This window comes from Pseudoalteromonas haloplanktis ATCC 14393 (assembly GCF_000238355.1).
In the GTDB taxonomy this organism is placed as follows: domain Bacteria; phylum Pseudomonadota; class Gammaproteobacteria; order Enterobacterales; family Alteromonadaceae; genus Pseudoalteromonas; species Pseudoalteromonas haloplanktis.
In genome coordinates this window covers 1-20,783 of sequence record NZ_AHCA01000016.1, presented here as the reverse complement: position 1 = coordinate 20,783, position 20,783 = coordinate 1, and the positions used below count along the sequence as shown (strand labels likewise).

The following is a 20,783-nucleotide window of genomic DNA, read 5'->3' as shown; positions in this document are numbered from 1 at the left end:
ATTAAACTTTTGTGTATTTTTATGGCTGTGCTTATCCATGGTATTACTATCGCTATTATCATCTATAAACCAGTCTCTGGCGCTATTACATAGCAACGTATATATAGCAACACAAATGTAAAGTTCGTAAATAAAGTTGTTATAGCTAATGCAAATGATTACCATATAGCAATTATAGCTTAGCAACTACATTATTTATGCCGTTAATAAATAAACGAACTTTATATAGCACCAGCCGTGCGTTACATATTTACCTATCAACTGCACTGCTGTTTTTACTGATCTTATTTTGTGTAAGTGGCATTGTTCTTAACCATGTAGATTGGCTTGAAGGCGACAAAGATGATGGTCAACTCACCATCCAACTGCCAACAGAACTAATCGCACAAGCAAAAACAAATATAGACACGCTTCCCTCTTTATACCCGCAAATAGAGGCTTATTTAGCTGCTGAACATGGCCTAACAAAAGTAAAAAGTATTGATTGGGAAAAAGAAGATGCGCTGGTAATGCTCGACTACCCACTGCCTGCAGGTTTTGCCTTTGCTGAACTTGATTTTATTAGCGGTGAATTGAATCTCGAATATCAAACAGGTGGTTTTTTAAGCCTTATTGGCGATCTACATAAAGGTCGCCATACCGGCGAGGCATGGAGTTGGGTCATTGATATATCTGCAATATTAATGATTCTATTTGCTATCACCGGCATGATTATCTTATTTCAAAATAGAAAAAAACGCTTAGTAGGAATATGGCTAACAGTGCTTGGGATCGCGACACCGGCAGTCATTTATTTATGCTGGGTTCCGCAACTAAAAGGAGTGTCTTAATGCTAAAACTTAATACCCTAATTGCTGCTGTTGTATTATTTACAGCCGCTTTATTTCAACATCAAGCCCATGCTACAGAGCTTGAAATTGAACTTACTCTACCTGATCTAGACGTACAGCCTTATCATCGCCCTTATGTGGCTGTATGGTTAGAAACACCTGAGCGCAAACACGTCACCACAGTTGCACTATGGGTTGAGAAAGCAGAATGGTTTAAAGACCTACGTCAATGGTGGCGTAAAGCAGGAAAAAGCGACGCTAACTTTGACGGTGTCACTGGCGCTACAAAACGCCCAGGAACATACACAATTAACTGGGATGGCACTGACTTAGCAGGCAAAGCTGTTACTGCTGGAACATACCTACTTAATTTAGAAGTTGTACGTGAAGAAGGAGGCCGAGATTACACCCGTGTTGAGCTTGATTTAAGTAAAGATGGCAAAATTACCATTGATGGCACTAAAGAGTTTTCACAAAGCTTCGTCACTATCAAAGCTAAATAGCAGCATTAAATAACTAGCAAGTAAAACAAATGCTACACATTATTTAAATAAGGAAAGATCATGAAAATCAATTTACTAAAAAGCGCTTTTATTGGCGCACTTACGTTTACTGCCCTCGCATCTAGTTATGCTAATGCTCATGCTCGCTGGTTAGTGCCGTCGCATACATCTCTTTCTGGTGATAAAGCCCATTATGTAATGATTGATGCCAGTATCTCCAATGAAATTTTTGCGCCAGACAAAGCATATCGCCCTGAGCAAAAAGGCGCAGAATATGATGATAACCTGATCATGGCACTTGGTCCTGATGGTCAGCCTGTCAGTGATAAAATTCGCGCTTACTACCTACAACGTAAAAATTCTGCTGCAGTTAAACTAAGCAGCGAAGGTACTTACCATATTGCGATGAGCCAAGAGCCACGCATAATGACTTTTTATAAAGATGCAAAAGGCGAGCGCGGTCGTGTATTTGGTCCTAAGGACAGCAAAGATATACCAGCTGGCGCCACTGATATTAGAACGACAAAATCAATCGCAACTGTAGATACATTTGTAAGTCGTAACGGTACTTCAAAGCCAGCGCTACTTGGTCAGGGCTTAGAGATCAGCGGCCCAACTCACCCTAATGATTTATTTGTTGGTGAAGAGGCGCGCTTTCAGTTATTAAAAGATGGCAAACCTGCAGCAAACGTAGAACTTGCTATTTTAAAAGGTGACACTCGTTACCGTAATGAGCGTGGCGAAGTTAAAGTAACCACAGATAAAGACGGCTTTTTCACTAATACATGGCAACACCCAGGTTTATACCTGATTGAAGCAAGCGTGAGCGAAGATTCATCTGAAAAAGGTATCGATAGCGTACGCTATTCATTATTTACTACCTTAGATGTAGCGCCAGAATAATTAACTTATAACCGAGTGGTTAGCGCTTGCTAACCACTTTCATTTTCACTACTCGTTAGCGCTATACACTACTTTATAGTCAGTAAGTTTTATCTGCATAACAAAACCAATTATAAAACAAAAACTTAAATTTTGGCTTCGTTTTTGCTATTACTAGCGTATATGGAATGTCTAACTAAAAACGAGTGCGCTAAAATGACGAATAAATCTCTGTCTTTACTAACTAAATCACTACCTATCGCCGCCAGCTTACTACTACTCAGTGGCTGTATTGTGCATGTCTCAACCTCATCAGCCAATATGCAGCAACAGCAGCAACGCTCAATATCGGCCGTACAATTACAACAACTCGGCATTGAAGCTGAAGCAGGCTCGCTTAAAGTCATTGGCTCAAGCACTGCGACTGAAATCACAGTAGATGCAACGATTTATTCAGCAAAAAGTGATGACCCTTATACGCTAACTCTTGAACACAAAGGCGACAAAGCAATATTAGTCGCCAAAAACCACAACCCATCAGGTATGGTGGTGTACCAAGGCAATTCACCTAGTATTGATTTAGTTATTACTGTGCCAAGTTCATTTAATTTAGATATTGATGATGATTCCGGTGATATCAATATTGCTGGTGTACAGGGTAATATTGATATCGATGATGACTCAGGCAGCATTCGTATTGATCAAGGTCATCACGTCACGATTGATGACGATTCAGGCGATATAGACCTGCAAAATATTACTGGCAATGTCGAGATCAGTGATGACTCTGGCAGTATTACTGCACGTAACGTTGCTGGCAATATGACTATTGAAGATGACTCAGGTGATATAACCCTTACCAATATCACTGGCAGCGTAGATATTGACGATAACTCGGGCAGTATTTCTGCTGAACAGTTAGGCAGTTACATCAACATTGAAGATGAATCAGGCGATATTTATGTTGAACATGTAAATGGCCTAGTCACTATTGAGGATGGCTCTGGCAGTATTCGTGTTAATCACGCCAAAGGCTTAACCATTATTGACGATGGCTCTGGTGATTTGAGCATCGACAACATCAATGGCCCAGTAAAGCTAGACTAATTTACAGCCCTTTTTGTGGCCGCGCTTTGGTGTAATCAATCGTGTGGTCACAACTGCCATCATTCTCACAATCATTCATCCCATCACCATCCCTGTCCCAACTTGGATGCATGGTTTTTGTGGGCATATTGCCATCCACATGTTTGATAATTGTGAGTTTGTAATTGCTGCTTTCATTACGTCGAGCCGCATTACGCATTAAATAAACTCGCACAATATAATCACCATCTTTAGCAAGTTGATGCTTTACATAATGCCCCTCAATTGAGCCAATAAACACAGCTTGGCTGCTATCTGCGGGTAAAATATTAAAATTATTGCTTAAATTTGAAGGTGTAAGAGTTACATTAAGAATATCACCAGCATTACCGCTTACTAAATAATCGTTAAACTCATTCCCTGTGATCTGCTGCTCAAATTCTACTCGCTGAGTACTGGACTCAGGATCAAACACAACCTGATGCTGCCCTGCACTTATCGGTTGCGTTAAGACAACCAGCATAAACATAGCTATCAGTATGATTTTATAAAATAACGTAGTGTGCATTTTAATCCCTTACCAGCAACATTCTCATAAACAGAATGATATACAATAAAATAACTAATTTTCACCCTCATAAAATGAACATAAACTTAATTCATCGCAGTAGTACTGCATAATAAACAACAGGAATTAACAATATGAACATTTTAACGCTTATTACAAAACACCCAACACTCACTAATATTAGCAGCTTATTTGCCCGTGTGGGTCTGGCAACTTTATTTATCTTAACGAGCTTTAGCAAAATACAATATTTTGATGCTACAGCTCAGTATATGACAACCGCGGGCTTACCTGAGTTTTTGTTGCCGCTGGTTATCGCCTTTGAACTAATTGGTGGTCTATTGATAGTACTAGGGTTTTTAACGCAACTAACCGCCATTGCCTTTGCCGCTTTTAGTGTTGTAAGTGCCTTGTTATTTCACTTTCAACTGGATGATCAAATACAGTTTTTAATGTTTTATAAAAATATCACTATAGCCGGTGGCTTCTTAGCATTAGCAAGTCACGGTGCGGGCAAATTTAGTATTGATCATCTATTGTTAAACCGTCCGTCTTAACCTTTCACATCATAAGAGTCCAGAGCAATAACCACACTGGGCTCTATTTCTTTGCAAAATTTAAGGCATACTAGGAATAAGTTAGCCTGCATTATCAAAGGATATCCATGTTAGAAATTGCATTAATTTATTTAGCTGCAGCCATTGTTGCGGTGCCAATCGCTAAACGCCTTGGGCTTGGCTCCGTGCTTGGCTATTTACTAGCTGGTATTTTAATCGGCCCATTTATATTAGGTTTAGTGGGCGATCAAACTTCAGTAATGCACTTTGCTGAGTTTGGTGTAGTGATGATGCTGTTTCTCGTTGGCCTTGAATTACAGCCTGCTCGTTTATGGAAACTGCGCCATTCAATTTTAGGACTTGGTGGCCTGCAAGTTATTCTTACTGCAGCCGTGATTTTTGCAATAAGTTATTGGCTACTTGCAATGCAGTGGCAAAGTGCTTTGGCAATCGGTTTAATGCTGGCGCTTTCTTCAACCGCCATTGTATTACAAAGCCTTGAAGAAAAAGGCTGGCTAAAGAATGAAGCTGGGCAAAACGCATTTTCGGTATTGTTATTTCAAGATATTGCGGTTATTCCCATTTTAGCTTTATTGCCACTATTGGCGTTTGAGCCACAATTAAACACCACCAATATGAGCCACTCACTAACTGCTGATTGGCCGGTATGGGGGCAAGTTAGCGCTTCAGTGACAGTAATTGCAGCCATAATACTCGCTGGCAAATACATTTCAGCACCATTATTTAGATACATTGCTGAAACCCGTATGCGGGAAATATTCACCGTATTTGCGTTATTTTTAGTAGTGGCTATTGCGCTTATTATGCAAAACGTTGGTCTATCACCTGCTCTTGGTACTTTTTTAGCCGGTGTGGTGTTAGCTGAAAGTGAGTTTCGTCACGAGTTAGAGGCCGACATAGAGCCTTTTAAAGGCTTGTTACTAGGCTTATTCTTTGTAGCAGTGGGCGCATCGATTGATTTTGGCTTGTTATTTAACCAGTTTGCGATAGTGGCATTGCTTGTTGTTGCTCTGATATTAGTTAAAGCTGCGGTGTTATATACACTGGCACGTATTTTTAAAATTCATCACAGCCACCAGCTGTTATTTACCTTAGCACTTGCACAAGGCGGTGAGTTTGCCTTTGTACTCCTTACTATGACTAATACATTGCAAATATTAACGCCAGAGCAAAGCAGCTTAACTACTTTGGTAGTGGCAATTTCCATGCTGATCGCGCCATTACTTTTAATGCTTTACGACACACTCCAAAAACGCCACAACACAACAACCAAACCTGATTTTGATAAACCTGAGCAAATCAGCCCAGCAAAGCATGTGATCATCGCCGGTTACGGTCGCTTCGGGCAAATTATAGGACGCTTATTGAGTACCCAAGGTTATGATATCAGCGTGCTTGATCACAGTCCGAGCCAAATTGATTTGCTGCGCCGCTTTGGTAACACCGTACATTATGGTGATGCCGCGCGTAAAGAGCTACTCGAAGCAGCAGGTGCTGATACAGCTCAATTATTAGTAATTGCTATCGATAATGCGGATAAAACCCTCGAAATAGTGAAACTTGCGCGTAAACATTTCCCACAATTAAAAATTGTTGCTCGTGCAATTGACCGCCGCCATGCTTATCAGTTACTACAATTAGAAGTCGACGCCTTTAACCGTGAAACCGTTGATTCAGCTATCAACTTAGGCGTTGAAACGTTGCAACTGCTAGGTAATTCAGCGCAAGATGCACAACGTGCTGGGCACTTATTTAGAGAGCATGACCGTGCTTCTGTTATACAACTGGCCAAACTATGGGGCGACGACCACAGCTATGGTGTAGCGGTACGCCAACGTACTGAAGACTTAAAACAAGTACTCAACCAAGATAAACAAGCACGCCAATCATTAAATACCTGTGATCAAGGCGATTGTGAGGACCATAATAAAAATGCTTAGAATAACTTTAGAACAGTGGCGTATGTTTAGAGCCGTTGTGGAGCATGGTGGCTTTAACCAAGCGGCGCAAAAGATTCATAAAAGCCAATCGAGTATTCATAATTCGGTTGGTAAAATTGAAACCGCGCTAGGGGTCAAACTATTTACCATCGCAGGCCGAAAAACGGTGATCACCGAAGCTGGCGAAATGATACTTCGCCGCGCCAATTATCTACTCGAGGAAGCCGCAAAAGTCGAAGCCGTTGGCCATACTTTAAGTGAAGGGATTGAAAGCAAGCTACGTATTGCAGTCGATGAAATATTTCCCCAAGCACTACTTTATAAAGTGCTCAATAACACCTCAGCCATGTATCCATTATTACGCATTGAACTACACGAATCAGTGTTAACTGGCGCGAATGAATTACTAGAGAACACCAATGTAGATATTGCAATATCGGGGTTTACTGGCAAAGCCGGATTTAGTGAAGAGTTATGCAATATCGAGTTTACGGCTGTTGCACACCCAGATCATGCCCTACATAGCATCACCCGACCTATCACCCTTGAAGACTTGAAATCGCACCGGCAAATTGTGGTCCGCGATTCAGCCTTACATAATAAGCAAGACGGTGGCTGGCTAGGTGCTGACCAACGCTGGACTGTCAGTCATATGCGTACTTCTATCGACATGATCAGCAACGGCTTGGGCTTTGCTTGGCTGCCTAGCACAGCGATCGTCAATCAATTAGCTCAAAATCAGCTCAAACCCCTTAACCTTAGCCACAATAGTAAACGCAGTGCCATGCTTCACTTGCTCTTTAAAGACAGTGACCGTCTCGGCCCAGCCGCTCGTACATTCATTGGTGAGTTACGCTATCAAGTAATGCAAGCTGAACTTGATTGTTAATTAACTAAGGGCTTTCATTCTATTAAATAGAATGAATAGTCCTTTTAAAAGCGATTTTAATCTTTCACATAAAACTTATACTGCTGTTATTAAAGTTAGCATCTGATCAGGAGTTAAGTTATGCACTATATACGCAAAGCACACGAACGTGGACAAGCAAATTTTGGCTGGCTGCAAAGTAAGCATAGCTTTTCATTTGGCCGTTACCTTGATCCAAAACATATGGGGTTTTCAACTCTTAGAGTAATTAATGAAGATAAGCTCAGCCCTGGTCAAGGCTTTGCGACTCACGGGCATCGTGATATGGAGATTATCTCTTATGTCATTGCGGGTGCATTAAAACATAAAGACAGCACAGGCAATGAATACAGCGTGCCCGCAGGAGACATTCAGCGCATGAGCGCAGGCAGTGGTATCATGCATAGCGAGTATAATGCTTCGAACTCAGAAACAGCGCATTTCTTACAAATTTGGATCCAACCTAAATTGCGCGGTATCACGCCAAGTTATGAACAAAAAAGCATTATTCAAACTGCGCCCCTCACTCCACTGGTCACACCAAGCGGCGAACAAGGCAGCGTTAGTATAAATCAAGATGCCAGTTTATACCGTTTACAGTTAACTACTGGGCAAACATATGACTTGCAAACCAACCATCGTAAAGGGTATTTTCATGTAATATCAGGCTCTGTTGAGGCCGATGCTGATACCTTTAGCTCAGGCGATGCATTTGCCTTAAATAGTGAACAGCGCGTAACACTCACAGCTAAAGACCAGCTAGAGGCATTATGGTTTGATTTACCAGCTTAAATAAGGAAGTTAATGACAGCTACAACCCTCGCGATCATCGCATTTGTGGTATTACTTACCGGCGTATCTAAATCTGGATTTGCCGGTGCGCTTGGTGTGTTCTCTGTGCCTATCCTTATGCTTATTATGCCACCTGTGGCTGCAATTGGTTTAATGCTGCCCGTACTTATAGTTGCCGATGTATTTAGCTTAAAAAGTTACTGGCAACAATGGGATATAAAACAACTTAAACGCTTACTGCCAGGTTTATTAGCTGGTGTTATAACGGCTCACATTCTAATTGGCTGGCTTGATGCGGCGTTTATAAAAACCACGATTGCTATTTTATGTATTGTGTTTGCTATTCGCAGCTTAGCCTTTAGCCAATTTACCTTAAGCGCCCTAAATAGCCGTTTAGGTGCGTTATCTATGGGTGGTTTAGCCGGTATTACCAGCACTTTAATACATGCGGGAGGACCGCCACTGATTATGTATTTCAGTACCATTCAACTCCCCCCAAAACGTTTTGTAGCCACTGTTGCGATTATTTTTGCAATGATGAATGCCATCAAACTAATTGGCTTTATTAGCCTTGGTTTAATCGAAGTAAAATGGGTATTAATAGCCCTAGCTAGCTTGCCTATTGCTTTTATAGGCAACCGTTTAGGGATTTGGTTACAAAGCAAGCTCAATACCGCACAGTTCTTAAGAATGATGAATTTCCTGTTGCTGCTACTAGGCATCTGGTTATTAGCTAAGTGATCTGGCTAGTTAAATAATTCATGCTCAGGTACACTCATGTAACATACTGTCTTTGAGGTTCCACTTTGTTAGATAATCAACCACTTCGCAAACCCTTCTCTGTACTGGTTGTTATTTATAAAAAAAATAAAGATTGCTTACTGATCCAACGCACTGATGATGCCAACTTTTGGCAATCTGTAACAGGGGGGATTGATGAAGGCGAAACGCCTATAACAACAGCGTATCGAGAGCTTTTAGAAGAAACAGGGATAGATGCCCGCGCGCTGGGTCTGACTATGCAAGATCACAAAAAAACAAATCAATATACGATTAGGGAATCATGGCGACATCGCTATCAAGCCAACGCGTTAGTCAATACTGAACATGTGTTTAGTATTTGCGTGCCGGATGATATCACTATTGTGTTAGATCCTAATGAGCACACTGACTTTGTTTGGCTAACACAACAACAAGCAGCAGAGAAAGCGTGGTCACCGAGTAACCGCGATGAAATACTGGCGTTATAATCCTAAGTCATTTATCAGTGTTTTGTTAAACACGCCATCTAGTTAACATAATAAGCTTTAAAAGTGTCGTTAATTATTCTGTAAATTTTCAAACTTATCAGCCATAGTAAAGCATCTGAATTTACCTAAAAAAGTCTTTTTTATGGATAGTGAGTTTTTTTCCAAACAATTTGAGTCTGTTTGGTTATTGATCCAATCAATGCTTAGCCAACCAGCAACCTATCTACAGATACTGGTGATCATCGCCAGCTATGCTGTAGCCTACTGGATTTATTCAAAAACAGTAAAGAAGCGAGTCGATAAGCATACTAAAGTAGCGTCAGAACATCCGATCAACATTATGCTGTTTCGACTCAGTAATATCGTCTACCCGCTGGCAGCAATCATTTTACTGAAAATATTTACTTCTATAGGTCTCACTGCGGATCTGCAAGTATGGTTAATGAATACTGCACTCAGCATTGCCATATTATTGTTTGCTTACTCTATTATTAAAGAGTTTGTTAATAGCCCCTTTATGTCAGCGCTATTTAAGCTGGTTGGTTTGCCTATATTACTATTGCACTTACTTGGCTTTTTACCGGTATTTATTAAAGCTCTTGAAGGAGTTTCTATAAACCTAGGTAATATTCAAGTCAGTTTATATGGGCTGACTCGGGTGTTATTTTTTGGCGCTATTTTATTTTGGCTAGGCCGAGCATCTAGTAATGTTGGTAAAGTTATCATTCGTAATCAGCAAACACTGGATATCAGTACCCGCGAAGTATTTACGAAACTCTTTGAAGTTGGCTTATTTTGCATTATCGCATTGTTGCTACTGAATATAATGGGAGTAAATCTTACTGCATTGGCAGTGTTTGGCGGCGCGCTAGGTGTCGGCCTTGGCTTAGGGCTGCAATCAATCGCCTCTAATTTTATTTCTGGTATTATTATTTTGCTCGATAAATCTCTCACCATTGGTGATTTTGTTGAGCTAGAAAACGGTAAAAGTGGCTTTGTAAGAGAGTTCAAGATGCGCCATGCTATTCTTGAAACCTATGACGGTAAAGACATACTAGTCCCTAACGAAACATTCATTTCGTCTTTACTCACAAACTGGACGCACAAAGATCCTAAACAACGTTATCGTGTCGATTTTAGTGTGGCATACGCCACTGATGTTCGCGCCATGGTCGAGATTATTAAAGACGCGGTTGCTGAGCACCCTCAAGTTATTAGTGGCCCTGATGTGCCATTTGAAGAACGCCCTGATTGCGAAATAGATAGCTTTGGTGATAACGGGATTAATATGTTTGTGGAATTTTGGATGCAAGGCATAGATGATGGTAAAAATCGCGTTGGTGGCGACTTATTGCTAATCATATTAGAAACTCTCAAAGCGCATGATATTGCAATTCCATTCCCACAACGCGAAGTTAGAGTGCTTAACGAAGGCTTTGTCAGTAAGGTTTAAATTAAGCGGTGTTAACACCGCTTACTCTATTTTCTTTTTTACTGTCTTTTTGATGTTTTTGCCATCGTTGTCTTTTTGCAGCTTGTCTGGCACAATTTCGTCTACTTTTTCATCAACCGCATCTGCCGCTTTGTCTTTAAGCGTGTCGTTACGGCCAGTTGCTTTATCAACTGCTTTTCCTGCAACACCGTCATCTGGTAGGGCATTTTCTATCACTTTGCCGGCGCTATCTTTTGCAGTCTCGGCAGGATTACAACGCCCACCCACCCCAATAGCGGCTTTAGTCGCAGCACTTTTTACCGCTTTTTCAGCGGTGCAATCAGGGTCAGTAATACCCGCATTAACAGCAAACGGTAGCAGTAATGCGAAGCTTAGGCTTAATTTCTTCATGTTAATTATCCTTGTTATGGCTAATCCGAAGCTAAGGTATAGCACATGGATAAACATGCTGCGTTATAACGATTGCGGGTAATTTATAAATACTTTAACCACGGCTTTTTACTTTTGCGTTTATAGGCACTAAACCATTGAGTGGGCCAATAAAGTGCTAGAGCTAATAAGGCGGCGATAAGCCAAATCCAGCCAATGTGATCCACCCCAAAATAACGCCCTTGATTAGCACCATAAATGGCATGACCAATTGCATAAAGTACAAGTAACGCATAAAGGTGCACAATATAGAAGAACATTGGCACCGAGCCAAAGGTACGCAGTGCATTTAAAAAGCGATTTAACGGTCGCTCAAATAGCCATAAACCAAAAAACATCATTGCGAGCGTTATAAGTAAAAAGCTTAACGATGGCGGGTATTTAGTCACATTAAACAGCGACATTAAGGTCTCAGAACTGCTTGCAAACTGTTGCCAAGGCAAAGTTTCACCATAAATATTAAAACCACGTAAAATAGCAAACAGTGCCACACAAGCTAAGCCTAAACCGACTAGCCACTGCTTTCTATCATCGCTATCGCGACTAGGAGCATATATAGGGCCTGCACAGTAACCTAATAAAATAACCCCAATCCAAGGCAATACGGGATAACTAATTTTTACATCAATTAAGCCACCCTGAGAAATATAACCGCGATCGTGCAATATAGTCCACAGGGTATAACCCCATTCATCAGGGCTAAAACTAATTGGTGTAAGTAAGTTGTGACCAAATACAATGAGTAAACCTAACACCAATAACACCCGTTGCGGCAAGTTAATAAGCAGCGCGAGCGTGAGCATACACAACCCAATTGCCCACATGACTTGCAACCAAATAGTGTGAAAGTAGCCCATCCATGAAAAACAAATAACCGTGATTTCAAGTGCGATTAAAAACAGCCCCCGTTTAATCAAAAAGCTACGGGCTGAGCGCGCAACACCATTCGCTGGGTGGCTGTAAAGCCACGCCGAAAGTCCGGTTAAAAATATGAAGGTGGGCGCACAAAAGTGCGCCGCAAAGCGACTCCAGAAAAGCCCTGGGCTGGTGGTGTCTACATCCATAGGATCAGACACCTGCATATGCAAAAAGAACCGTTCACGAACGTGGTCAACAAGCATTAGTAAAATAACCACACCACGCATGATGTCGATACTATGAATACGGTTTTTAATTTGCTCAGAAGTCATAAGATAAACCTAGCTTAAACTGGGTTGGCGCACCAGGATAAGCCCATAAAGCGTTGTAACTACTGGCGATATAACTTTCATCGAATACATTATCAGCATTCAGTGACACTGCCGTACGATCGGTTGCTTGCCATTTAGCAAATAAACCCACTAACTGATAACTCGGTAAGCGGAACGTTAAATCAGCAGGGTCGCCGAGTCGGTCTGAAATATATTGATAATGCCCACCAATTTTGATGTCTTGTTCAAATACACGGGCATCATGATTTAGTGAAAGCGAAAAGTTATTTTCAGGTACATTAACTAAAGGGCTGCCTTTGGGAATTGGTACTAACCAATCAACATTAACTACATCGTTCGCTGTTTCAGCTTTTACATAGGCATAAGACACTGTGTACTCAGTATTAGCTCCTAAATTACCTGTTACATCAACTTCAAAACCTTTACTTGTCGCTTTACCTACTGGTGCGGAATAGCCAACGTTCACCGGATCGGCAACCAACATATTGCTCTTACTGGCATCGAATAATGCAATAGTGCCGCTAATTTTTTCAAAGCTAAACTTCATGCCCACTTCAAACGAGTCACTTTCTTCAAAACCAAACGGTTCGCCTTGTGCGTCAGTGCCACTTAATGGCAAAAAACCTTCTGAATAACTGGTATAAAGATTAATCGCATCGTTTAGCTCATACACCATACCAAAGCGAGGACTGACTCTGTTTTCTTTACTATTTGAGGCAACACCTGACTTAGTTTCGAAGATGTCTTGTTCAATCTCATCAAAACGCAAACCCACCATCACTTTAAAGCGCTCGGTAATATCTAGCTGATCTTGCATGTAGATACCGTATGCGTTTTGCTGTTCGTTGTTTTCATACTGCATTTCAACATCAGGACCAGGGCCAGTACTGTAATTTGGCTCATAAATATCAATGGTATACGTGCCATTGCCACCACGATAACGATACAGCCCTGTACGAAGTTCGTAATCATAAGCATCAGCACCAAGCAAAACGTGATTAGTGATACCCGCTAACTCAAAGTTACCACTGAGCTCAAAACGCAAGCTTAAATCCTCAGACTCATAATCTCGATAGCGATGTTGGCGGGTTAAGGTGTGGCCATCATCAAACAATGATTGACGTGATGGCGAAAGTTCCGCATCAGAAGAATAGCCATTTAACGTTGCTGTACGGTAGTTTGCACCCAGTAATAATGTCCAATCACTACTAATATCATAGTCATAACTTAGCTGATGACCACGTGAATGAACCTTAGTAGGGCCATCGTTTGGATTACCTAAGAAGCGGTTTTCAGGCACAGTATCAAAATTATCGTTAAGAACGACAATGCCACGGTCATACATTTGTTGCTGATCAACATATTCAAATTCGTATGTTAATGATGACTTGTCGTTAAGTTGATAATAAAGCGAAGGCGTGATCACAAACTTATCGTGATGTACGTAATCACGAAAACTGTCGCTGTCTTGCCATGCCCCGTTAACTCGAAAAGCGATATCATCTGTAAGGCCGTTAGTGTAATCACCTTGCACACGTTTATGATTATCACTACCAAGCTCTGCTTTTAATTGGCCTTGCTGATAAAACTGCGGCTTTTTAGTAATAATGTTGATTGTGCCGCCAGGCTCAGAGCGACCATATAAAGCCGAACCGGGCCCTTTTAGTACTTCAATATAATCAATATTTGACACGTCACGTGGACCCGCAAACCCTCTACCACCACTAAAGCCATTGATTAAGTAACCCGACGGCATATTTTCATTACCTGACAAACCGCGAATAGAATAGCTATCCCACAGTGCACCGCCGTTATTTTTACGAGAAATACTCGCTGAAAAATCCAGTGCATCTCTAAACTTGGTAATGCCATTATCAACCATCATTTCTTTACTTAATGTGGTAATTGACTGCGGTAGCTCTTTAAGCGGAATATCACCCCGAAAGGCTTGCTTATGTGCAATGGTGATGGTTTCTATATCTGACTCAGAAGCAGCGGAGCCGAAAGAAATTGCTAAAAATGCGAGAGTTAATGCTGAGTACTTCATGATCCACTTTTATAATTGCTCGGTTAATTTGGATATAATATAACATACTGCAACGTTAATGATATACTATAACATTCAATTTAAAGAAATAAATCAGCCTAAAACCCAAGCTATTAATCATAAATAGAATGCGCTAAAGTTGTACTTCTGAGCAATATTTAAGGATGATTATGAAAACTATCGTGTACTCCACCTGCTTAATTTTTTCATTTGCTGCTTCTTCACAAAGCAATGATATTTCTGATAAAAGGCCCATTGCAGACATCCAAGCTCAATTCCTAGATCAACAAGGTGTGTGGCACCGGCTACAGAAGATCCCCAATCATGAATACCCACTTGAACTATTAAATATTCAGGGGAAAGGATGTGCAGAAACCAGCTTTGTTATTTCAAAAAATGGCACAGTGAAAAATATTAAAATAAATAATACTGATCCAAAACGTTATGGTCGCCAACTGCAAACAGCCACTCGACAACTCGTGCGTAAATGGCATTGGCCTGAGCAAGAACAAGCAACTAATCTCACTATGCGCTTTGATTACTGCTTTGAAAGTGACCTCACTCGTGATGAAATAATTAACCACTGCATCAAGCAATCGGAACAAGTCTGCAGTTAATTTATTTTAATCAGTATATTGAGCCTAAGGCTTGTATTGCCTACAATAGCGCACAATCTATTCAATGCAGATCACAATTATGACTGATACAAATAAACCAGAGTTACCAGACCAATTATCTATCAACCCGCGCAGCAAGTTTTATGTAGAAGAAGTTTTCGAACATGAAATTGGTGTAACTCTTAATGGCAAAGAGCGTTTTGACGTGGAAGAGTACTGTATCAGCGAAGGTTGGATCAAAATCGCAGCACCTAAAGCACTTGACCGTCGCGGCCAGCCTTTACTTATGAAAGTAAAAGGCACTGTAGACGTTTTTTATAAGTAATAGCTACTTAGATAGAAAAGCCGACTTGCGTCGGCTTTTTTATCGCTATTACATTTTCACCCATTCACCAGACAAAACACTACCCGGTAAATACACTTCCAAGCTTGTTGGATCAAACTCATAATTGTTACTGAAAGCAACGCCAACAGCATGCTCCGATCCACAAGAGTTGGCAGCTGGGGTAACACTAAAAAATGTATTTTCAGTGCTAATTGTTCCCGTTATATTACAACCTTGAAACTGAGCTACGAAAGTACCTTGGCTATCAAGGTTTATATCGACTACTTGTTCGTCAGCAATAACTCTGTAATCTCCAGCTAATTGGTTAACCGCAGTATAATGGCGAGTATCAATACGTGCTAAATTAATTGTTTGCGAAGTAAGAGTACAGCTAAAGCCGGAACCAACATCAGTACAACTTTGCTGTGAAGCAAACTCTAAATTTTGATCTACAACTTCTGCGGATAGGCTAATTGAAACTTCCGTATCATTTGTTAACACCAAAGTAGCACCTAAATCACTCACCGCAAGGCGCGCTAACATTGCGTGTCCTTCAAGCTCATAGGCTGTTTCATATAGACCTACGTGATCAGAGAGGTATTCATGTGTAAGCTCCTCCTCTGTCGGATCATTGTCTAAGTTACATCCAGATAGTGACAATGCAATAGCACTTAAAAATAATAATTTTTTCATTTCAGCGCCCTACTTAATCAAGTTATTAAGTTTGATTTGGCTAAGCGCTGTTTTTGCACGGCTAGCTTGAACATTCGCTTCAATTGTACTGATCGTAATGTAACCCTGCTCAATTAAAACACCTTCACTAAGCTCATTTTCATCATTCACTAAACCTTGGTCTTGAGCGATTGAAACCCCTGATTTACCAATATATTGCGCTTGAGCTATGGCATAAGCTTCTTCGAATGTTGCCGCGTAGCCTTGCGCTAAGATACCTTGTGCTACATAGCCCATAGCCAGCTGATCTTGTGACATATCACCTGCAAACTTCACTTCAAGGCCACCCGCATTCCAACCAACTTGACTAAACTTATAGCCTTGGTGATTACTCATATCTTCTGGAGTATTAACATTTAAGCCCGTGAACTTAGGTAGTAAGGGTTGATTTGGCTGTTGGTTTTTAACCAATTCATCCACTAACTCAACAACCACGTTTGCTACAAGTGGCGCTTTGGCTTCATCTGCATCATATGCACTTACTGCAATTGCAGGAATACCACGTGCAATAACTACATTAGCTGCACCTAACGTACCTGAGTTATTCGTCATATAACCTAAGTTATTCCCTTCATTTGGCCCCGAAATAACTAAATCGGGTAACTGCCCCCACTTTTCCTGTGCAAGTACATCAACGCCATAAAGTGCAGCCATGACTGGCGTGCCTTCAACAAAGTCTGAAAAAGCGACTGTTTCATCTGTATCACCAATACAAACCTGATTTTGTTCAACTTTAGAACGGTCAACATTCACAGGCTTCATAAAGTGAATTGCACCACCTTTACCACTTTGTCCTGTACATGGTGCAGACATCACCACACTGTGCCCCGCTTCGGTCAGTTTAGTGAATAGTGTTTGGATATTCCCAGTACTCCAACTATCGTCATTTGTTAGCACGATATTAAGTGCGCTGGCTGGCATTGATAATGTTGCAGCTGTGATTGCTGCGGCTAATAAAGAGTAAGTTTTCATGATACTTCCATTGAGTTTGGTTTAGTTGCCAATACCATAGAAAGCACTTATGACATTTTAGTGAATTAGATATCTCTGACTTTTTAGAGATGTCTTTAAAATTAAAAGCATATATTTATTATATTGTTATGCTTTTTCCCTGTGCATTTAATCGATACTTATAACGTGCAGTTTTAATATCGCGCTCACTGATAAAAAGGTATTCATCAGCTAATTCACCCAATACTTTTTGTAATTCCGCTTTTATTTTATTACGGTTTTGATCTAGCGTTTTTCCTTTTAAGCCTCCTTCTTGTAAATCTCTAATCGCTTTTTGGTGACCTTTATATTTAGACATTAATTTTGATAGTTGTTGGGCGCTTTCCATATCAGATTTATTTAATGGTGGGTTTAAATAAGGAGGTAGGTGATTTACTTCGCGTTGCGCATACCAGTAATAATAAAATAAAGGTGTTTTAGCTAAGCGAATATGTAAGCCATGAATAATGACGCATTGATTTTCAAGATCAAATACTAAGGAGTCAGGTTGCTTAGCCACCGTTAACGCACTTTCAATACTTAAATCATTATTTATAGCGATAATAAACCAATGTAATTGATTGGTTGAAAGCATTTTGACGTCACCTTTTTCACATATTGCTTTTAGTTCATCTGCAGGCAACTTTGTTTTACTCGATAGTAATTTAAATGCAGCACAGTCATGTTGCAGATTATTTTTAGCATCTATGCTGTTACTGTGCTTAGTCATATCCCTATCTTTACTAATTAGTGTGCAAAGTCTATTGAGTACTAACTGACTCTTCCAAAATACAAAAGTTAGTAGCAAGCTTACCAACGCTATATTTACCAACTTGAAGTCTGCTTTAGTACTAATTTGCATTGCAATTTTCTGCCCATTGAATGTCCACTTTAAGGCAGAGTCATAGCTATTTCTTTCAGTGACTTTTAACAATTGAAGTTGAGTTACTTGAAGTCTTTCAATTAATTTAATCGGTAATATGTTGTCTACAGCTACAAACTGTAAAGTAGTAACTAGCTGTTTACTAATACGATTTAATTCCTGCTGTTCATCTAGTGAATTTCTTAAAGATGCATCTGTTAAGGTAGGTAGTTCTGTCATTAAGAGCTGTTTTAAGGAACTTGATGCACTGTGCCATGCATGCAAACTCAAACAAAGACTAACTACTAAATAAATCGCTACTGCTTTTAATTTCATAGCGTAGTGACCTTAGGCTTTGCGTAAGTTGTTCTGGGTAACCCGCTAAATAGCTTCGTTTGATACTCTTTAACGGCAACGGTGAGTGCAGTTGATAGGTTTTGTGGTGTGTTATTGCTAATGAACCAACTTAACTGCGCGTTTGGTTCAGTAATTAAGAGCCTTTTTTCTACAGGCCATTCCATTAACTGCTGTATATGCATTGTGCTAGGCATTAGATCTATTTTTTCTCTAAGAAAATCATCTATTAATACCTCTCTGTTCGGGTATAAATGTAATTGTTCTTTGGTAAGGGTGACTCCGGCTTGAGTAATCTGACTCATTGGCATTAAATACCCGGAGGCACTTTTTTTATCTGCTAATAAACCTATACGCTTATTGGTAAAATAGTCAGGAGTTACACTAATGTTTTTATTATGCGAAAACCAAAAAGTTTCATAGCTTGGTAAGCTTATGCTCTGCAAATAAAAATCTTTCCAGTTTGGCAGTAACCCAGTGATCGCATGCGCTCTATGCATCATCAGGTTAAACTGTTGAGAGATGATCAGATCACTCGTAAGGGACTCTCTTGGCTGCCAAGAAATACTGACTCTACTATAAATACTCCCTTTTAAAGTGTCTTCACATAATTGTTTAGCAAGCTCAGACACCCGCAAATTAACGGGTAAATAAACATTAAAATCCTGGTCGCCTTTTGCATTAACTACATCGCATTGCTGAACATATAATTGGCCAATAGTAATATCTTTTACTTGATGCTTTGAAAGCCCCAAAATAGCTATACTAAAGACAATAAAAGTCAGCAAATACTTACTTACAAGCAATGAATTTCGGCCTTGCATATCACTTAAACACAACGTAAAGAATGATAAATTTATAGCAAGATCATGTCATTTGTATGACATAGTATTGCTTAGCCGTGTTTTAAAGCATTATAGCTTTGCGTAGCCATGTGGAAATTTATGATCAACCACCACTGCATTGTGAGCATGTAAACTCTCTTGATGCTCTACTTTAAACCAGTAATCTGAGATTTGCTCGTTATTCTCCAGCGCTTGTTTTATCCGCCTTGCGGCATCTTCACAAAACATTAGGTTTTCGGCGTTTAATTTAGCAAATGCTTGCTCGTCTTCGCGCTTTACCGCCGTTTGCACTGGCGTACCAATAACGCTTTCAAAGTGTTCAATCATCGCTAAAAAGTTGGGTAGAGTATTACGCTGCCATTGCATTTTTAAATAAGCAAATGAACGTTGACTATGGGGTGTTGCAACTGAACCCTGTTGCGAAGTGATCCACGCTAACAGTGCCTCTTTTGATACGACTTCTTCACTAAATTGCGCGGCAATTGCATCACTCATCGCTTGTCTTGATAATGCAGCGGAACAAGGGCAAGTGCTTGAGTAGGGAATACTCAACGATAACTCAGTAATTATCTGCTCATTAATATATTCACAGCGAATACTCACCGGATAAGTTTGATAACCAAACTGGCCGCTCAATAACGCAGGTTTACGTATAGTTAATTCAAAGTCTAATTGTAGCCTTGCAGCTAAACTTAATCCCTCTTGTGAGCTCACCAAGGTCTGTAATAACGTTGCTAGAGCATCCATCGTGAGAGGTTCATTGGTTAATGACTCTTTTAACCGCAAATACAGCCGCGACATATGAATGCCTTTTGCATCCGCCTTATCTAAACTCACAAATACATTGGCTTTAGCAGATAGTGATGAACTAGGTTGCTCAACGAGTGTGATAGGCAGCGCAATACCTTCCATACCCACCCATTTTAAAGGTAACGAAGCTGTTGTCAGTTGTTTCGATGTAACATCAGGTAAAGTCACTTTCAATTTGCTTGCTCCGATACACTACCAGTGCATGGGCACTCTTCATCATCTTTAGCTAAACATTGGCGATAATTAAACCAATGCGCAACAGCAATAAAAGCCGCACCAACAAGCGTAAGCCACTTTTCACCCAACTCACCGAATAACGCCTCACCAGCAGTCACTGCGAGTACCATTAAAATCACACCAACAAACCCTGACACCATATAACGAAAGCGTTTATGCTTTTTACAACCTAAACTCAATGCAAGTACACTGGTCGGTATAACGGCCGCTAATATCCATATATGAAACTGTTCGTTATCTAGCTGTAGTGCTGCAAAGCTAGGTAACAGTGTGAGTAAAATAGGTGTTGCAAAACAGTGGATTGTGCACATTATTGACAGCCCTATGGCGAGTTTATCCATCACACTTTGCGTTGGTTTCATTGTTTTTCCTCTAATTGTTCAATAGTTGGCTTACATTGGCGACACAGCCCTGAAATTTCTAATTGTGTTTCACGTGGCGAAAAGCCTGATAACTCTACTTGTTGCGTATTCTCATGACTTTGATCACCGATTCTCATCAGCTTTGATCACCTGATTTATCATTTTGTAGAGCC

Annotated in this window: 24 protein-coding genes; 13 read left to right on the top strand and 11 right to left on the bottom strand. The window is 40.4% G+C overall.

What is annotated here, in order from left to right:
- The first annotated feature begins 197 nt into the window (after nucleotides 1-197).
- The 4 genes from PHAL_RS0120440 (at nucleotide 198) to PHAL_RS0120425 (ending at nucleotide 3,322) form a co-directional block, all read left to right on the top strand.
- Nucleotides 198-830, top strand: coding sequence for a PepSY-associated TM helix domain-containing protein (locus PHAL_RS0120440; RefSeq protein WP_016710296.1), 633 nt, complete (start codon nucleotides 198-200; stop codon nucleotides 828-830).
- Nucleotides 830-1,333, top strand: a complete 504-nt coding sequence (locus PHAL_RS0120435; protein WP_016710295.1) for a DUF2271 domain-containing protein — start codon at nucleotides 830-832, stop codon at nucleotides 1,331-1,333. The genes PHAL_RS0120440 and PHAL_RS0120435 overlap by 1 nt, the downstream gene beginning before the upstream one ends.
- A gap of 60 nt (nucleotides 1,334-1,393) precedes the next feature.
- Nucleotides 1,394-2,236: a DUF4198 domain-containing protein gene (locus PHAL_RS0120430; RefSeq protein WP_016710294.1), complete on the top strand. Its 843-nt coding sequence runs from the start codon at nucleotides 1,394-1,396 to the stop codon at nucleotides 2,234-2,236.
- A gap of 195 nt (nucleotides 2,237-2,431) precedes the next feature.
- Nucleotides 2,432-3,322 carry a DUF4097 family beta strand repeat-containing protein gene (locus PHAL_RS0120425; RefSeq protein ID WP_016710293.1) on the top strand — a complete coding sequence of 297 codons (891 nt, stop codon included), beginning with the start codon at nucleotides 2,432-2,434 and terminating at the stop codon, nucleotides 3,320-3,322.
- Nucleotide 3,323: 1 nt separating this feature from the next.
- On the opposite strand, the gene PHAL_RS0120420 is transcribed toward PHAL_RS0120425, so the two are convergent.
- The gene (locus PHAL_RS0120420; RefSeq protein ID WP_016710292.1) at nucleotides 3,324-3,869 is read right to left on the bottom strand and encodes a hypothetical protein; all 546 of its coding nucleotides are present in this window, start codon (nucleotides 3,867-3,869) and stop codon (nucleotides 3,324-3,326) included.
- A gap of 134 nt (nucleotides 3,870-4,003) precedes the next feature.
- On the opposite strand from PHAL_RS0120420, the gene PHAL_RS0120415 reads away from it, so the two are divergent.
- The 7 genes from PHAL_RS0120415 to PHAL_RS0120385 all read left to right on the top strand — a co-directional run bounded on the left by PHAL_RS0120415 (nucleotide 4,004) and on the right by PHAL_RS0120385 (nucleotide 10,789).
- The gene (locus tag PHAL_RS0120415) at nucleotides 4,004-4,426 is read left to right on the top strand and encodes a DoxX family protein (RefSeq protein WP_016710291.1); all 423 of its coding nucleotides are present in this window, start codon (nucleotides 4,004-4,006) and stop codon (nucleotides 4,424-4,426) included.
- A 107-nt stretch (nucleotides 4,427-4,533) separates the two neighbouring features.
- A complete protein-coding gene (locus PHAL_RS0120410; protein WP_016710290.1) occupies nucleotides 4,534-6,387 on the top strand; it encodes a monovalent cation:proton antiporter-2 (CPA2) family protein in 1,854 nt (617 codons plus the stop codon).
- Nucleotides 6,380-7,276, top strand: a complete 897-nt coding sequence (locus PHAL_RS0120405; RefSeq protein WP_016710289.1) for a LysR family transcriptional regulator — start codon at nucleotides 6,380-6,382, stop codon at nucleotides 7,274-7,276. The genes PHAL_RS0120410 and PHAL_RS0120405 overlap by 8 nt, the downstream gene beginning before the upstream one ends.
- Nucleotides 7,277-7,396: 120 nt before the next feature.
- Nucleotides 7,397-8,086: a pirin family protein gene (locus PHAL_RS0120400; RefSeq protein ID WP_016710288.1), complete on the top strand. Its 690-nt coding sequence runs from the start codon at nucleotides 7,397-7,399 to the stop codon at nucleotides 8,084-8,086.
- Between the two features lie 12 nt (nucleotides 8,087-8,098).
- Nucleotides 8,099-8,827: a sulfite exporter TauE/SafE family protein gene (locus PHAL_RS0120395; RefSeq protein WP_016710287.1), complete on the top strand. Its 729-nt coding sequence runs from the start codon at nucleotides 8,099-8,101 to the stop codon at nucleotides 8,825-8,827.
- Nucleotides 8,828-8,892: 65 nt separating this feature from the next.
- Nucleotides 8,893-9,336 carry a dihydroneopterin triphosphate diphosphatase gene (nudB, locus tag PHAL_RS0120390; RefSeq protein ID WP_016710286.1) on the top strand — a complete coding sequence of 148 codons (444 nt, stop codon included), beginning with the start codon at nucleotides 8,893-8,895 and terminating at the stop codon, nucleotides 9,334-9,336.
- A 142-nt stretch (nucleotides 9,337-9,478) separates the two neighbouring features.
- The gene (locus PHAL_RS0120385) at nucleotides 9,479-10,789 is read left to right on the top strand and encodes a mechanosensitive ion channel family protein (RefSeq protein WP_016710285.1); all 1,311 of its coding nucleotides are present in this window, start codon (nucleotides 9,479-9,481) and stop codon (nucleotides 10,787-10,789) included.
- 21 nt (nucleotides 10,790-10,810) lie between these two features.
- On the opposite strand, the gene PHAL_RS24445 is transcribed toward PHAL_RS0120385, so the two are convergent.
- From PHAL_RS24445 to PHAL_RS0120370, 3 genes are all read right to left on the bottom strand, one after another.
- Nucleotides 10,811-11,179, bottom strand: coding sequence for a hypothetical protein (locus tag PHAL_RS24445; protein WP_016710284.1), 369 nt, complete (start codon nucleotides 11,177-11,179; stop codon nucleotides 10,811-10,813).
- 83 nt (nucleotides 11,180-11,262) lie between these two features.
- Nucleotides 11,263-12,408 (bottom strand): DUF1624 domain-containing protein, encoded by a 1,146-nt coding sequence (locus tag PHAL_RS0120375; protein WP_016710283.1) that lies wholly within the window; start codon nucleotides 12,406-12,408, stop codon nucleotides 11,263-11,265.
- Nucleotides 12,398-14,476: a TonB-dependent siderophore receptor gene (locus PHAL_RS0120370; RefSeq protein WP_016710282.1), complete on the bottom strand. Its 2,079-nt coding sequence runs from the start codon at nucleotides 14,474-14,476 to the stop codon at nucleotides 12,398-12,400. Before PHAL_RS0120370 ends, PHAL_RS0120375 begins: the two co-directional genes overlap by 11 nt.
- A 170-nt stretch (nucleotides 14,477-14,646) precedes the next feature.
- Here PHAL_RS0120370 and PHAL_RS0120365 point away from each other — a divergent pair, with 170 nt between their 5' ends.
- Nucleotides 14,647-15,093: an energy transducer TonB gene (locus tag PHAL_RS0120365; protein ID WP_016710281.1), complete on the top strand. Its 447-nt coding sequence runs from the start codon at nucleotides 14,647-14,649 to the stop codon at nucleotides 15,091-15,093.
- A 79-nt stretch (nucleotides 15,094-15,172) separates the two neighbouring features.
- A complete protein-coding gene (locus PHAL_RS0120360; RefSeq protein ID WP_029216270.1) occupies nucleotides 15,173-15,418 on the top strand; it encodes a DUF3297 family protein in 246 nt (81 codons plus the stop codon).
- A gap of 48 nt (nucleotides 15,419-15,466) precedes the next feature.
- On the opposite strand, the gene PHAL_RS0120355 is transcribed toward PHAL_RS0120360, so the two are convergent.
- From PHAL_RS0120355 to PHAL_RS24285, 7 genes are all read right to left on the bottom strand, one after another.
- Complete coding sequence (locus tag PHAL_RS0120355) at nucleotides 15,467-16,111, bottom strand: hypothetical protein (protein WP_016710279.1); 645 nt, start codon at nucleotides 16,109-16,111, stop codon at nucleotides 15,467-15,469.
- A gap of 9 nt (nucleotides 16,112-16,120) precedes the next feature.
- The gene (locus PHAL_RS0120350) at nucleotides 16,121-17,122 is read right to left on the bottom strand and encodes a 5'/3'-nucleotidase SurE (protein WP_016710278.1); all 1,002 of its coding nucleotides are present in this window, start codon (nucleotides 17,120-17,122) and stop codon (nucleotides 16,121-16,123) included.
- 118 nt (nucleotides 17,123-17,240) lie between these two features.
- Nucleotides 17,241-18,338 (bottom strand): hypothetical protein, encoded by a 1,098-nt coding sequence (locus PHAL_RS23665; RefSeq protein ID WP_016710277.1) that lies wholly within the window; start codon nucleotides 18,336-18,338, stop codon nucleotides 17,241-17,243.
- Nucleotides 18,335-19,111 carry a hypothetical protein gene (locus PHAL_RS0120340; RefSeq protein WP_138555076.1) on the bottom strand — a complete coding sequence of 259 codons (777 nt, stop codon included), beginning with the start codon at nucleotides 19,109-19,111 and terminating at the stop codon, nucleotides 18,335-18,337. Before PHAL_RS0120340 ends, PHAL_RS23665 begins: the two co-directional genes overlap by 4 nt.
- Before the next feature lie 159 nt (nucleotides 19,112-19,270).
- Nucleotides 19,271-20,185, bottom strand: a complete 915-nt coding sequence (folE2, locus tag PHAL_RS0120335) for a GTP cyclohydrolase FolE2 (protein WP_016710275.1) — start codon at nucleotides 20,183-20,185, stop codon at nucleotides 19,271-19,273.
- Nucleotides 20,182-20,610 carry a MerC domain-containing protein gene (locus PHAL_RS0120330; protein WP_016710274.1) on the bottom strand — a complete coding sequence of 143 codons (429 nt, stop codon included), beginning with the start codon at nucleotides 20,608-20,610 and terminating at the stop codon, nucleotides 20,182-20,184. Before PHAL_RS0120330 ends, folE2 begins: the two co-directional genes overlap by 4 nt.
- Nucleotides 20,607-20,747, bottom strand: coding sequence for a hypothetical protein (locus tag PHAL_RS24285; RefSeq protein WP_016710273.1), 141 nt, complete (start codon nucleotides 20,745-20,747; stop codon nucleotides 20,607-20,609). The genes PHAL_RS0120330 and PHAL_RS24285 overlap by 4 nt, the downstream gene beginning before the upstream one ends.
- Nucleotides 20,748-20,783 lie beyond the last annotated feature (36 nt).

What these genes read in the sequence shown, in the direction of transcription:
- PHAL_RS0120440 (WP_016710296.1), top strand. Translation starts at nt 198, where the DNA reads ATGCCGTTAATAAATAAACGAACTTTATATAGCACCAGCCGTGCGTTA.
- PHAL_RS0120435 (WP_016710295.1), top strand. Translation starts at nt 830, where the DNA reads ATGCTAAAACTTAATACCCTAATTGCTGCTGTTGTATTATTTACAGCC.
- PHAL_RS0120430 (WP_016710294.1), top strand. Translation starts at nt 1,394, where the DNA reads ATGAAAATCAATTTACTAAAAAGCGCTTTTATTGGCGCACTTACGTTT.
- PHAL_RS0120425 (WP_016710293.1), top strand. Translation starts at nt 2,432, where the DNA reads ATGACGAATAAATCTCTGTCTTTACTAACTAAATCACTACCTATCGCC.
- PHAL_RS0120420 (WP_016710292.1), bottom strand. Translation starts at nt 3,869, where the DNA reads ATGCACACTACGTTATTTTATAAAATCATACTGATAGCTATGTTTATG.
- PHAL_RS0120415 (WP_016710291.1), top strand. Translation starts at nt 4,004, where the DNA reads ATGAACATTTTAACGCTTATTACAAAACACCCAACACTCACTAATATT.
- PHAL_RS0120410 (WP_016710290.1), top strand. Translation starts at nt 4,534, where the DNA reads ATGTTAGAAATTGCATTAATTTATTTAGCTGCAGCCATTGTTGCGGTG.
- PHAL_RS0120405 (WP_016710289.1), top strand. Translation starts at nt 6,380, where the DNA reads ATGCTTAGAATAACTTTAGAACAGTGGCGTATGTTTAGAGCCGTTGTG.
- PHAL_RS0120400 (WP_016710288.1), top strand. Translation starts at nt 7,397, where the DNA reads ATGCACTATATACGCAAAGCACACGAACGTGGACAAGCAAATTTTGGC.
- PHAL_RS0120395 (WP_016710287.1), top strand. Translation starts at nt 8,099, where the DNA reads ATGACAGCTACAACCCTCGCGATCATCGCATTTGTGGTATTACTTACC.
- PHAL_RS0120385 (WP_016710285.1), top strand. Translation starts at nt 9,479, where the DNA reads ATGGATAGTGAGTTTTTTTCCAAACAATTTGAGTCTGTTTGGTTATTG.
- PHAL_RS24445 (WP_016710284.1), bottom strand. Translation starts at nt 11,179, where the DNA reads ATGAAGAAATTAAGCCTAAGCTTCGCATTACTGCTACCGTTTGCTGTT.
- PHAL_RS0120375 (WP_016710283.1), bottom strand. Translation starts at nt 12,408, where the DNA reads ATGACTTCTGAGCAAATTAAAAACCGTATTCATAGTATCGACATCATG.
- PHAL_RS0120370 (WP_016710282.1), bottom strand. Translation starts at nt 14,476, where the DNA reads ATGAAGTACTCAGCATTAACTCTCGCATTTTTAGCAATTTCTTTCGGC.
- PHAL_RS0120365 (WP_016710281.1), top strand. Translation starts at nt 14,647, where the DNA reads ATGAAAACTATCGTGTACTCCACCTGCTTAATTTTTTCATTTGCTGCT.
- PHAL_RS0120360 (WP_029216270.1), top strand. Translation starts at nt 15,173, where the DNA reads ATGACTGATACAAATAAACCAGAGTTACCAGACCAATTATCTATCAAC.
- PHAL_RS0120355 (WP_016710279.1), bottom strand. Translation starts at nt 16,111, where the DNA reads ATGAAAAAATTATTATTTTTAAGTGCTATTGCATTGTCACTATCTGGA.
- PHAL_RS0120350 (WP_016710278.1), bottom strand. Translation starts at nt 17,122, where the DNA reads ATGAAAACTTACTCTTTATTAGCCGCAGCAATCACAGCTGCAACATTA.
- PHAL_RS23665 (WP_016710277.1), bottom strand. Translation starts at nt 18,338, where the DNA reads ATGAAATTAAAAGCAGTAGCGATTTATTTAGTAGTTAGTCTTTGTTTG.
- PHAL_RS0120330 (WP_016710274.1), bottom strand. Translation starts at nt 20,610, where the DNA reads ATGAAACCAACGCAAAGTGTGATGGATAAACTCGCCATAGGGCTGTCA.
- PHAL_RS24285 (WP_016710273.1), bottom strand. Translation starts at nt 20,747, where the DNA reads ATGAGAATCGGTGATCAAAGTCATGAGAATACGCAACAAGTAGAGTTA.